General features: G+C 63.0%; 9 protein-coding genes and 1 pseudogene. 6 read left to right on the plus strand and 4 right to left on the minus strand.

Annotated elements, in window-relative coordinates; translation table 11 throughout:
- Positions 1-151 precede the first annotated feature (151 nt).
- Positions 152-1900, minus strand: a complete 1749-nt coding sequence (locus GNZ13_RS21320; protein WP_172167840.1) for an ATP-binding domain-containing protein — start codon at positions 1898-1900, stop codon at positions 152-154.
- A gap of 223 nt (positions 1901-2123) precedes the next feature.
- Between GNZ13_RS21320 and GNZ13_RS21325 the strand changes: the two genes are divergently transcribed.
- Positions 2124-2750 carry a glutathione S-transferase family protein gene (locus tag GNZ13_RS21325; protein WP_172167841.1) on the plus strand — a complete coding sequence of 209 codons (627 nt, stop codon included), beginning with the start codon at positions 2124-2126 and terminating at the stop codon, positions 2748-2750.
- A 111-nt stretch (positions 2751-2861) separates the two neighbouring features.
- Positions 2862-3440: a Fur family transcriptional regulator gene (locus GNZ13_RS21330; RefSeq protein ID WP_172167842.1), complete on the plus strand. Its 579-nt coding sequence runs from the start codon at positions 2862-2864 to the stop codon at positions 3438-3440.
- Positions 3441-3550: 110 nt separating this feature from the next.
- Here the strand turns inward: GNZ13_RS21330 and GNZ13_RS21335 are convergent, their stop codons facing one another.
- Positions 3551-4063 (minus strand): response regulator, encoded by a 513-nt coding sequence (locus GNZ13_RS21335; protein WP_172167843.1) that lies wholly within the window; start codon positions 4061-4063, stop codon positions 3551-3553.
- Positions 4064-4546: 483 nt separating this feature from the next.
- Here GNZ13_RS21335 and GNZ13_RS21340 point away from each other — a divergent pair, with 483 nt between their 5' ends.
- A complete protein-coding gene (locus GNZ13_RS21340) occupies positions 4547-5269 on the plus strand; it encodes a ribonuclease activity regulator RraA (RefSeq protein WP_172167844.1) in 723 nt (240 codons plus the stop codon).
- Between the two features lie 13 nt (positions 5270-5282).
- On the opposite strand, the gene GNZ13_RS21345 is transcribed toward GNZ13_RS21340, so the two are convergent.
- Positions 5283-6071, minus strand: coding sequence for a TetR/AcrR family transcriptional regulator (locus GNZ13_RS21345; protein WP_172167845.1), 789 nt, complete (start codon positions 6069-6071; stop codon positions 5283-5285).
- A 75-nt stretch (positions 6072-6146) separates the two neighbouring features.
- Between GNZ13_RS21345 and GNZ13_RS21350 the strand changes: the two genes are divergently transcribed.
- From GNZ13_RS21350 to GNZ13_RS21360, 3 genes are all read left to right on the plus strand, one after another.
- Positions 6147-7694: an MDR family MFS transporter gene (locus GNZ13_RS21350; protein ID WP_172167846.1), complete on the plus strand. Its 1548-nt coding sequence runs from the start codon at positions 6147-6149 to the stop codon at positions 7692-7694.
- Positions 7695-8123: 429 nt separating this feature from the next.
- On the plus strand, positions 8124-9182 hold the full coding sequence (locus tag GNZ13_RS21355) for a zinc ribbon domain-containing protein (protein WP_172167847.1): 1059 nt from the start codon (positions 8124-8126) through the stop codon (positions 9180-9182).
- A 206-nt stretch (positions 9183-9388) separates the two neighbouring features.
- Positions 9389-10462, plus strand: coding sequence for a TAXI family TRAP transporter solute-binding subunit (locus tag GNZ13_RS21360; protein WP_172167848.1), 1074 nt, complete (start codon positions 9389-9391; stop codon positions 10460-10462).
- A gap of 19 nt (positions 10463-10481) precedes the next feature.
- On the opposite strand, the pseudogene GNZ13_RS21365 reads toward GNZ13_RS21360, so the two are convergent.
- A pseudogene (locus tag GNZ13_RS21365) lies at positions 10482-11264 on the minus strand (aminotransferase-like domain-containing protein); the annotation flags it as partial.
- Positions 11265-11324 lie beyond the last annotated feature (60 nt).

Consider the following 11324-nt stretch of genomic DNA (forward strand, 5'->3'; position numbering starts at 1 on the left):
TTGCAGCGCATGGGGCAGCAGGAACTGCTGTTGTGGATCGTAGGGAAGATAGCTCGTCGTCATCTGCCTACAACGTTTACAACAGGCAATCGGATGACAGCGCGGCTTCTGCCGCGCAGACTCCTAGCGGGCGCATCGGTCCAGAAAAGCGCTAAGCTTCTTTCGCCTCCCTCACCTCTTTCACCTCCTTACCGTCACGCAAATGCAGATGCCGCGCGGCCCGCTGCGAAGCGACGATGATCAGCTTCATCGTCGCCCGCGTAGCGCCGACGAACAGCTTGCGCGCACTACGCTCGTCGAACGATTCGAAGTCGACTTCGGTGAGAATCACGCACGGCGCCGCCTGCCCCTTGAAGCGATAGATCGACTCGAACAGCACATCCCCTTCGCGGTACGCCGGGTTGCCGAACAGATCGTACTTACCCGTAAAACTGCGCAACCGATGCGGGCCGAGATGATCCTGCGCGGTCATCGCCGAGCCTTCGCGGCCGCGAAACGAGAGCACTGCAATGTCCTGTTTGCGAAAGCCGAGTGACAACGCCTGAGTAATCGCCCGCTTGGTCGCATCGATGCTGCCTTCGGCGGCATTCGCTTCGTCGTAGACGGAGAGCGAAATATCGGAGCCGTCGAACGGACTGCCCGACGCCAGACCCGCGACGACCGGCACCGAGGCGCCGACCACGCCGCGCACATAATCGAGAATGTCGCGCGGACTGCGATAGTTGGTGGTTTCTTTCAGCGTGGTCCAGCCGGGCAGCTCGACCGGCTCGCGCATATACAGATTCTGCAATGGGTCTTCGAGCCACCACCACGCGGCGCCCGGCCGCAACAGGCGCTCGAGGGCGGCCACCCACGGCTCCTGGAAATCCTGCCCTTCGTCGACGATCAGCACGTCGAATTGCCAGCGCGCGTCGATCGGCGTCTCGGCGAAAATCGTTTCAAGCTGATCGAATGCCTCGGAGGAAGCCCCCCGCCCCGAAGGAAGTCCCCCTAGGGGATTGGGGGACACGTCGCCGGACTGGAAATCCGGCACGCGGCCCGCGTCGCGCGCGATCCAGTCGCATAGCTGGTGATAGTTCGCCACCTTCGCCTCCGGTGGCGCAACCCGCGCAATGTGATCCGCGAGCGGCCGGTTGAAGCACACGTACAAAGGCCGCTGCCCGCGCGCCACCGCGTCTTTCATCACCTGCACCGCCAGCTGCGTTTTACCGGAGCCGGCCGTGCCGATCACGCGCAGCCGGAACGGCGAAAACTCGAGCCGCCGCGCCCAGGTCGCGAGGCCGCCCGCCAGACGCGTCACGAGCGTGCCGGCCTGACCGATCAGCGCGCTGGCGTCAGGCGTGAGCGCGAGTTCGTCGGCGAGAAAGTGGTGGATTTTCGGTGCGCAGGCAAGGCGCGGCTCGTCGGCCGGCAAGGCTTCGCGAATGATCGCGGCAAGCCGGTCCTTACGCGTCGCGTCGACGATCCGCGCGGGATTTACGCCGGCGATCGCCGCGTCCTTGACGATGTGGTCCGGGCAATACAGCAGTTCTTCGATGAAATAAGTGCCCGCGCCGAACGCCGCGGTGAAGCGCCGGTGCAGTGTTTCGACAGTGTGCGCGAGCGCGATCGCCACATTGCGTTCTGTCTGAAGATAGACCTTGACGAGCCCCTTCGGGGTTTCGCGCAAGAAACCGGTTTTCTGTTCGACGATCATCACGCGCCCGGCCGGGCTGACGATCACAAAGTCGGCCTCGCCGAACACCGAAAAGTTCTGGTTCAGGCGGGTCCAGTGCACGCCGTGATAGACGGTGTAGCCATCAGGAAGCGCGTCTTCCAGCAACGCAAGGGTCTCGCGTTCGCGTGCCGCCGCGCCGGTGGCGGCGAGGCTCTTCCAGTCGTCGGGGACAATGCGGGCCATGCGGTGCCTCGTCGTATTCGGGTGCGCCCATTGTACGCAACGCCCGCGCGTTGCCGGCATGGCGCGCCGGGCCTCTATGGGGAATACGCTTTGGGCAACACTTCACGCGGCGGATTGCAGGCCTGCGGCGCGCAAATCCACGCGCATCGTGTATCTTTACGGGCTGAACGCCGCGCGCCGGGCGCGGCTTGCCAACTGTCAACGTAAAAAAAGGATTTACCGGATGATTACGATCTGGGGACGCGCCAACTCGGTCAACGTACAGAAAGTCTTGTGGTGCTGCGACGAACTGGTGCTGCCGTACGAACGCATCGACGCGGGCCTGCAATTCGGCCGCAACAACGAGCCCGACTATCTGGCAATGAACCCGACTGGCAAGATTCCGACGCTGGTCGACGACGACTTCGTGCTGTGGGAATCGAACTCGATCCTGCGCTATCTGGTGCAGCAATACGGTGAATCGAGCCTCCTGTATCCGTCCGAGCCGAAACTGCGCGCGAGCATCGACCGCTGGCTCGACTGGTCGCTCACCACGCTGCAACCCGCGGAAAAGCCGGTGTTCTGGGCCCTCGTGCGTACTCCTGCCGCCGAGCGCGACGCCAACAAGCTCGCCCGTGACTTCGCCGCGGTCACCTTGCTGTGGCGCCTGCTGGACAATCATCTGCAAGGCCGCTTCTTCCTCGAAGGCGAGAAGTTCACGCTCGCCGATATCGTGATCGGCGCGTACGCGAAACGCTGGTTCGGGCTGGACGGCGTCGAACGTCCTGCGCTGCCGAATCTGGAGCGTTGGTACTCGCGGATTGCGACGCGCCCAGGTTTCAAGAAATACGTCGATCTTCCGCTGACTTAACCCATCCGGCGACCATCCGGCGGCCTCATGCCTAGCGGCGGCGCCTAGCCGCGACCGGTAGGCGCGCCGGACACCGGCACAGCGAAGCACGATGCCCTTTATAATCGACGCATGAAGACCGCCAAGCCCGCCGCGACCGCCGACAAAGCCAGCCCTGCTGCCTCCGCTCATCATCACGAGCCGGGACACACGCACGGTGGCCACGGTGATTCGCAGGAAGCCGCACTGACCCTCGCGGAAGAATATTGCCGCGAACGCGGCGAGAAACTCACGCCAATCCGCCGCAAAGTGCTCGAATTGCTGCTAAATTCCGGGCGCGCCACCAAGGCGTATTCGTTGCTCGACGACATGCGCCAGATCCATCCCGGCTCGGCGCCGCCCACGGTTTACCGGGCGCTCGACTTTCTGCTCTCGGCTGGGCTCGTCCACCGCATCGAATCGATCAACGCGTTCACCGTCTGCCACGACCTGACGCAATGCCAGCACGGCATTCTGGTGGTCTGCCAGCAATGCGGCAACGTCACCGAACTGCATCAGCCCAAGCTGCGCCAGGCGCTCGTCGCGCAAATCGAAGACGCGGGCTACCGCCTTGCCAGCGATGAAATCGAATTGAAGGGATTGTGTTCCGCCTGCCAGACAGCGGAAGCGGCCAGCGCCGCTGCCGCAACACCGGTCGCCGCAGTCAAATGACAGCAGCGCCAGCAATCAGATCTGCAACCTGATTGCAGACAGTTTCGCTGCGCGAAAGCTTGCCGTCGAAGACGCGGCGGCAACAAACCGCCACCCGCCCACGAAACCTGTCAGCCCGCCGCGCGGGCGTCGATCGCGTCGTGCAATAGCGTCACGAGGTCTTCCGGCAATGCCGGCTTGGTCATGAAATGCTGGAAGCCTTCGCCGATGCTGCGCAAACGGTAAGCGTCGTCAGTATGGCCCGTGAGCGCCACGGCAACCGAAGGCGCGTGGTCGCCGCGAATCTCGTGATCGCGCAGCCGCTGGATCAGATAAAAACCGTCCATGGCCGGCAATTCGAGGTCGCATACCACGGCATCAGGTAACAGCCGCAGCGCCGCTTCGACGCCCTCTTCCGCATCCGCCACCGCGACGACATGCGCCCCTTCCGACTCGAGTAACAAGGCTAGTGATTCCCGGCTATCCGGGTCGTCTTCGACGAGCACGATCGTGGCCTGATCGAGTCTCAATGCTCCGTTCATGTTCGGTTGTTGCTCTAAAAAACCGGTTAGGCCGTCAGACGCGGCCAACGTATCGTGCTGCTGTGTGCCGCCGATTTGCGCGGCTGCGGTATTGCTGTCCATGGTTCCGACTCGATTTCATGCGTCGAGTTGCACGCAGGCTCGCGATTGTAAAACATGGCCTGAGCGCAACGCGTGCGCACAGTAACGCGCCAAAATTGCACGCCGATGAAAAACCGGCCCTCGGCGCCGTTGCCCCGGCAGACCGATGCCGACATTCGATTCGCCGTGGCGGCTGGCGCAAACCCTTGTGCATCGCCTTGTCCGCCCGGCATCTTCTCTGGCATTCATGTTCTTTTGCGACGCCGGCGCGATTGTGTTTCATACGCGGCATTCACATCCACTCCTCAGGTAGCATGTTGCGTGCCTCGGCGTTATCGTCAGTTTCGCGGTTGCGTCGGCATGGTTGAGCGAGCCTGCCGCACGATCCACGGCGGCGCTATCATCGTGTGCGCGAGACGGCAGCAGCTACGCTCAACCGCTGCGATGCAGCACGTCATATAAGCGCCGTCTCCCCGCCCCTAAAAACCTGAGGCCGCCGACACCATGTCCGATCTCGACTCCGCCACGCTCGAAGCACTCCGTCATGTCAGCACCGCCACGCTGACTACCCAGTTGTTCAAGCGCGGCTTGCGCAATACGTTCATGCAGGGTGTCGCGCCACTCGCCGCGCACAGTGGCGCGAATCTGGTCGGCCCGGCATTCACGCTGCGCAATATTCCCTCGCGCGAAGACATCGACGTGCTCGAACTATTTGCCGATCCCGAGTACGCGCAGCGCAAATGTGTCGAAACCATTCCGGCCGGCCATGTGCTCGTGCAGGATTGCCGCGGCGAGCGCGGCAGCGCCTCGTTCGGCTCGATCCTCTCGCAACGGTTGCAGGTGCGCGGCGTAGCGGGCATGGTGTCCGACGGTCCGGTGCGCGACAGCACGACGATCGCCGCGCTCGGCATGCCGGTGTTTTGTGCCGGAGCAAGCGCGCCGCCGAATCTGATCCGGCATCATGCGGTGGATATCAATGTGCCAATCGGCTGCGGCGGCGTAGCCGTGTTTCCCGGCGACGTGATCGTGGGCGATGCAGACGGCGTGGTGGTGATCCCACTCAAGATGGCCGCCGACGTTGCGCAGGCCGCCGCCGAGCAGGAGCAACTCGAAGCGTTTCTCACCGAGCGTATTCGCGAGGGCGCGGCCCTCCCCGGCACTTATCCGCCGAACGACAAGACGAAGGCCGCGTACGAGGAGTGGCGGCAGAAACGCAATCCTGAATGAGTCAGTTGGTGTGTCAGTCCGCTTTGCCGGGACCGATGCCTTGCACCAGCAAAGCCACCGCATGCCGGGCGATCTCCTTGCCGCCGATATTGCGCCGCACGGGATCGTTACGCCACAGCTTCGAGGTGGCCAGCGGCAGAATCGTCAGACCCAGCAGCGTGACGAATACCAGCGACGGCTCCAGGCCTGCATTCAGGCGCCCTTCCTTTTGCCAGCGCGCGATGGATGACAGCGACGCCTTCTGATGCGTGTCGCCGAACCGTTCATGCATGCGCTGGCGCAGCAGGCCGCCGTCGCTGATCACTTCGCGCACCCACAGCGACGGAAACCACGGGTGGTCGCTCGCCACCTGCACCAAACGCTGCGCGAGCTGCGTGATTGCCGCCACCGGGTCGTCGGGATTTTCCTGAAACGGCACGCCAAGCGCCGCGCGTAGCGGACCGAAGCGCTCGTCGATCAGCACGTCGAGCAGTTGATCGCGCGTCTTGAAGTAGTAATGCATCATCGCCGGTGTGAAACCCGCCTCGCGGGCAATCTCCCCGAGCGTCGTGTCGACAATGCCCTGCCGCGCGAACAAGGCAAGCGCGGCGTCCAGCAGGCGGCTGCGTTGCTCCGGGCCGCGCGCCGAACCCGAAGGCCTGCCGGGGCGCCGCGGGGATGCGGATGCCGGTGCGGGCGCAGTCTTCGCTGATTCGCTCACCGCGGCTGACGCCGCCGGCTTCGAAAGCTTGCGCGCCTTCACGGCGGCCGTACTGCGCGGCACGCGTTTCACTTCCTGTTCCTCTGACGGAATCCTTGCCATTGCATTCAATTTGACGAGTGATGCGATGTCGCATATATTAATCTCTGCATTAATTAATTTCAACGCCGTGGTGCCATGGACCAATCAACAACGACTCAACCCGCCGGGCTCATTCAGCCGGATGTGCAGCCAGATGCACAGCCCGGCGCGCAAGCCACCGACCACCCGCCGATCCGCCTGCTGTTTCCGGCGCTGCTGCTGGTCATGCTGCTCGCCGCACTCGATCAGACGATCGTCTCGACCGCGCTGCCGACCATCGTCGGCGAACTCGGCGGGCTCAACAACCTCTCGTGGGTCGTGACCGCCTACCTGCTCAGCTCGACCATCGTCGTGCCGCTGTACGGCAAATTCGGCGATCTGTTCGGCCGCAAGATCGTGCTGCAGACGGCGATCGTCGTGTTTCTCGTCGGCTCCGCGCTGTGCGGCATCGCCCAGGACATGACCCAGTTGATCGTGCTGCGCGCGCTGCAAGGGCTCGGCGGCGGCGGCCTGTTAGTCGTGACGATGGCCGCTATCGCGGACGTGATTCCGCCAGCTGAACGCGGCCGCTACCAGGGCGTATTCGGCGGCGTGTTCGGTCTCGCAACGGTGATCGGGCCGCTGCTCGGCGGCTTTCTTGTCGAGCACCTGTCATGGCGTTGGATTTTCTACATCAACCTGCCGCTCGGCATCATTTCGCTGGCTGTGATCGGCGCGGTCTTCAGGCCGCACGTGCGGCATGTGAAGCACACCATCGACTACATGGGCGCCGCGTTTCTCGCCGGCGCGCTCACCTGCATCATCCTGTTCACGAGCCAGGGCGGCACGATCCTGCCGTGGTCGTCGCCGCAGTTGTGGTTCACGCTGGGCATGGGGCTCGTGGCGATCTGGGGTTTCATCCACGAGGAGCGCACTGCGGTCGAGCCGATCATGCCGCTCGAGCTCTTTAAACAGCGCACATTTTTGCTGAGCAGTCTGATCGGCTTCATCATCGGTGTGTCGATGTTCGGCTCGGTCACTTTCCTGCCGCTGTATTTGCAAGTGGTCAAAGGTTCGACACCGACCGAAGCCGGTATGCAGATGCTGCCGATGATGGGCGGCCTGTTCGTGATGTCGATGGTGACCGGCCGTTTGATCAGCAAGATCGGCAAGTACCGCATGTTCCCGATCGCCGGCACATTCCTCGTGGCCGTGGCGATGTTGCTGCTCGCGCGCCTGCAGATCAGCACGCCGATTCATGTGATGTATATCGACATGGGCATTCTCGGTTGCGGCCTCGGCATGGTGATGCAGGTGCTGATTCTCGCCGTGCAGAATACGGTCGAGTTCAAGCACATGGGCGTCGCCACTTCGGGCGCGACGCTGTTCCGTTCGATCGGCGGCTCGATCGGCGTGGCCGGTTTCGGTGCGGTGTTTTCGAACGGCCTCGCCGCGCGCCTGGAAAAGCTGATTCCGCCCGACACCGAATTGCCGCACGCGCTCGGGCCGGCGGCCATCCACCAGTTGCCTGAAGCGTTGCGCGACGATTATCTGCAGGCGTTTGCCGGCGCGTTGCACACGGTGTATCTGTCGGCGGCCTGCGTGGTAGTCCTGGCCTTCACACTCGCGTGGCTTCTGAAGGATCATCCGCTGCGCAAGCACTGATTCCGTATCACGTTTCATGCGAGCGTTTTCTGCAAACGCTTGATGACGAGGTCGAACGCCGCGGGCTTCGACCTCGTTCTGTTTTCATCGCTGCCCTTCCATTCTGCCGACTCCGCCATCGCGTCATCGCCTGTGCGCCGTGACTACGCGAGCGGTATGAAAAAAACACTCCATCTGCTCGTTCTGCCGACATATGCAGTGTTTCGTCGTACCTACAAATGTGCTCTCCAGCACCTGAAGTAGGTGAGAACGTCGATTGACGTTCTCAACGAAACGCCACATATTTCAAACAGCGGCACCGCAAGCGAAGACTTGCGTCCCAAGGCTCTCCAGCGCATGTGGATCGTGGTTTCCGCGGACATTACGCCTGCCTCAACACGATCTGGAGCATGCCGTAACAGCGTTGTTTCATACAGGTGGGGCCACAGCATGTCCACCCAGACAATACTCGGCCATAGTTTCCCGATGCCCTGCAAACGCTGTGGCGGTGCCCTGTACCGGCAAGTCGACTATTGTCCGTATTGCGGCGCGGTGCATCCACTCGACGCCGGCCCACACAAACGCACCGTGATTCCCGGCAGCCGCGCCAGTGCCAGTGCCAGCGCTATGAACAAGACGGCGCAGGAAAGCGGCTTCGATGCGGCACAGTCGGGCGAAACCGACCTCCCCGTGCAGCCAGCGTTCACCGGCGAGGCTCCGCCTGCCGAACCCCCGATGCAAGCGCCGGTACTCGCGTCACCCGATGCGCCGATTCCTCCGCTCGCCGATCCACCGCATTCTGACGGCCGCAGCGTGCTCCCGGTGCGCCAGGTGCTGCTCGCGATCGCGGCCGTTGGCGCAATCGGACTAGCGTATGTCGCCTATACACTATTCAGCGACAACCGTGAATCGCAGAGCGGCAACGCCGAGCAAACCGCCGACAACCCTCAGGACAACAGAACTGCGACCGGCACGATTGCGCTGTACGCACCGGCTCAGTCGACGAATCAGGCTGCAGCAGGTAAGCCCGCTGCGCCCGCCAATCCTGCCAAAGCCGCACCGGCGATCGCAGCCATGCCGACCCTGCCGTCGATAGCCGCAGCGCCCGCAAAACCGGCGGCGCCGCAATTCCGCGATGCCGCGCAAGCGCTGCAGGCAGCGCGTCTCGCCTTCCGCGCCAACGATCTGTCCGCGGCACAAGCGGCGCTTGGCGCGGCGCAAACGCTGCAGCCCGGCAATAGCGACGCGCAAAGCCTGCTGGCGGAATTAAGGCCGCTCGCCGCGCGCCGCGACGCCGCGTTGCAGGCAGCGCAAGCGTGTGCCGCGCAGCAGTCGTGGGGCTGTGCACGTCAGCACGCCAACGAGGCGCTCGCTATCGACACCAGCAACGACGCCGCGAAGACGATCCTCGAACGCGTGATTCGCGAGACAGGTTGGGCGCCGCTCAAGCCGCATGCCGCAATAGACAGTCCAGTCAGCGATAAATCGTTCGGATACCGAATTTCATAACCGCTTGCGGGACCGATTTTCCTGGCTAACTGACTGCCTGAATCATGGCCAGACCGATTGCACTGGCGTTTCGCGTGCCCTCTGAGCGGCAACAGACGGACATGGCATGCGCAGTGCATTGAACATGCGATGACAAGCCGGCTCACCGGTGCTTCGCGCGTGCCGATGCGAGAGCTGTTCAACCCTGACCGATAGGTGGATAGACCATGCTGAAGAGACTTCTGGCGGGATGGCTGGGGCTGGTGCTGATGGTCATGTCCTCGTTGGCAAGCGCCGAGCCTGCGCATTACAAAATTGTCACCGGTCCGGAACGGGGCACGTATATTCAGATCGGCCAGGATCTGTCGAAATGGGTGGCGCAGCCGGCGGGCATCGACCTGGAAGTGATGGCGTCGAAGGGCTCGGCCGAAAACGTGCAGCGCATGCGTTTCGAGCCGGGCGTGAAGCTCGCGCTGGTGCAATCCGACGTGTATCAGGCCTACATCGATATGGCTAACGCGGGCAATGCCGACGCGGGCACGGCAATCCGGCCGCTACGGCTCATCATGCCGCTCTACGACGAGGAAATTAACGTCGTGGTGCGCGCGGACTCGCCGATGAAAACCTTCGCCGACATCAAGGACAAGAGCATCAGCGTGGGCCTGATCGGCAGCGGCACCGCTCAATCGGCGACGACCCTCTATCACCTGATGTTCGGACAGGCAATTCCCGAGCAGAACATCCAGCACCTAAGTAACGAAGACGCGCTGGCCGCGTTGATCGTCAAGAAGGTGGACGTTGCGATCATCGTGGTCGGACAGCCGGCGAAACTGTTCAACGACATGAACCCCGAGCTGCTGCAACAGATCCGCCTTCTGAAGGTCGACCCCGCCGCGCCCGAAACCGCCCGTGCAAAGCAGACGTATTTTCCCGCCACGATCCGCGCGACCAGCTATCCGAACTGGCTGAAGGAAGACGTCCCCACGCTGACGGTAAAGGCCTTTCTCGTCACCTACGATTACGGTCTGCGCGATACCGTCAGCAAACTGAATCACTTTGCCGACTCGCTGTGCGCCAACTTCGACAATCTGCAGGAGCACGGGCATCCGAAGTGGAAGCAGGTGAAACTCGAATTGCCGACTCTCGTGCACGGATGGAAATACTACGGCCCGGTGGAGAAACATTTGCGCGCGTGTCTCGCGAACAGGAGCGCGGCGATCAGCGCGACGGCAGCGCAAGCCGCGCAGAAACCACGCTCCGCCTGCACGGAACAGGAGCGTTTGCTTTTGCTATGCAAGTAACGTGGCGTGGCGCGCGCGTTCAGGCGTGCTCTTTCGATGCGACCGACACGTCCATCGCCCGTTGCAGCGCCTCGTACACCTTCGGCCGGTTGCATTGCGACACGTTAAAGCGCAGAAAGCCGGCCGCCGATTGCGACGCGCTGAACACATTGCCCGGCGCAAACACCACGCTCTCGGCTAACGCGTGACGCGCGATGTCGGCGGCGTCGAGCGCATTAGGCAGGCGTGCCCACACGAAAATACCGGCGCGTGGCCGCGTCCACACTTCAAGACCTGCATAGCCCAGCCGCCTGATCGTCTCTCCCATGGCGTCCGCGAGCTTCGCACGCATCGATTCCAGATGCCGCCGATAGGTGCCGTCCACCAGCAAACGATGCACGACGCTCGCCGCGAGCTGGCCGTTGCCGAACGAGGTGGCCAGCTTCAGATCGACCAGCGGCTCGACCCATTCGCTGCGCGCCGCGATGTAGCCGCAGCGCACGGCCGCGGACAATGTCTTCGAAAAACTGCCGATCGAGACCACCCGTGCGAGACCGTCGAACGCCGCGAGACGCGGCGCCGGTTCGTCTTCGAAGTCGGCGAAAATGTCGTCTTCGACGATCAGCAGATTGTGCTCGCCCGCCAGTTTCAGCAGCCGATGCGCGATGGCCGGCGCAAGCGTGGCGCCGGTCGGATTGTGGATCGCGGAATTGGTCACGTAGAGCCGCGGACGATGCTCGATCAGCGCCCGCTCGAATGCCGCCAGATCGGGCCCGGACGGCGTATAAGGCACACCTACTATGCGCGCGCATCGCGCCCGCATAGTAGGTGTGCCTTATACGCCGTCCGGGCCCGATCTGGCGGCATTCGAGCGGGCTCGCAT

This window comes from Paraburkholderia elongata, assembly GCF_013177735.1.
Taxonomy (GTDB): domain Bacteria; phylum Pseudomonadota; class Gammaproteobacteria; order Burkholderiales; family Burkholderiaceae; genus Paraburkholderia; species Paraburkholderia elongata.